This window comes from Actinomycetota bacterium (assembly GCA_030682655.1).
Classification (GTDB): domain Bacteria; phylum Actinomycetota; class Coriobacteriia; order Anaerosomatales; family JAUXNU01; genus JAUXNU01.
Map to the genome: position 1 here is coordinate 1 of JAUXNU010000015.1, position 1,186 is coordinate 1,186.

The following is a 1,186-nucleotide window of genomic DNA, read 5'->3' on the forward strand; positions in this document are numbered from 1 at the left end:
GGAGAGGAACTGACGGAGAGGATTCTCCTCGGCGGCTTCCACCTTCTTGTGGATCAGCCCGCCAGATTTCTCCACGAACGCCTCCTCGGATCCCTTGTGACATATCCTGCAGGTCTCGGCGACCTTCTTTGGCGAAACCCACGAATCGGGGTCGGAACTGGGCAGGATATCGTGCGCCGCGTGGCAGTCCCAGCACGCGGGAGCGTCGGTCGCGCCCTGCTTGTATGCCGCGCCGTGGTAGTAGTCGTCGTAGGAATCGTACTCGTCCAGGTGGCAGCGCGCGCAGACGCGGTACGCCGAGAGATGCAGGGCCCTCTGGGCGGCTTCGGTGTCGAGACGCTGGATGTAGTGGCCGCCGTGGCATGACGCGCAGGTGGCCGACTCGATGTTACCCTTGCCGATCTCCTCGGCGTGGATCGAACTGTCGTAGAGCTTCACGACCTCGGCGTTGCGCGCCTGCTGCTCCTCGTTGAAGAGCTCGCTCGACAGGTGGCAAGAGCGGCACGCGTAGCCGGCGTTGACGTTCCAGATCTCAGAGGGGTTGGGGGTGTCTTCATACTTGTAGTCGCTGTGGCACTTCTGGCACGACATGCCGGCGTGAGCCGACTCGTCGACACCGAGCACTTGGTATGACTTGGGCCGACCGGCGGAAGTCTTGATGAGGTTCTCGTCGCCGTGGCAGGAGAGGCATCCGCCGTTCGAGTCGTAGGCATATGGCACGCCCGGATCCCACTCGATGTTCAGGTCTTCGTGACAGTCGACGCAGTCCTTCTCGTCGTGACACATCATGCACTTGGTCTGCAGTTGTTTGTCGCCGGGCTCCACGTGCGGCTTCTTGGCCCAGTCCCAGGTGTGGAAGGCCGGGCGCAGCTTCTCTCTGGGCGTGTGATGACAGTCCGTGCACAGCGCGTTCGCCAGCAGGCCACGGGGCCCGTGCTTGAGCCCATGGCACTCGAAGCACTTCTTCATCGTCGGAACCTCGGTGCCATCCGGCCTGTGCGGGAACTGCGTGTGACAACTGCTGCACTGCACCAGCAGGTGCAGGCCGTGAGTGAAGATGATCTCGCCGGCGTAGTTGTCGGTGTTAGCGATGTTTGCGTGGCACGGGTCGCAGTTCTCCTCGTAGACCTTGCCGCCGAAGTCGATGATCAACTTCGTGTCGTCGATCTTCGCCTCCTGGGCGAAG

General features: G+C 62.5%; 1 protein-coding gene. It reads right to left on the reverse strand.

Annotation, left to right across the window (positions count from 1 at the left end; translation table 11 throughout):
- Positions 1-1,186: cytochrome c3 family protein (locus tag Q8K99_01065; GenBank protein MDP2181147.1), on the reverse strand; the 1,186-nt coding region annotated here is incomplete at both ends.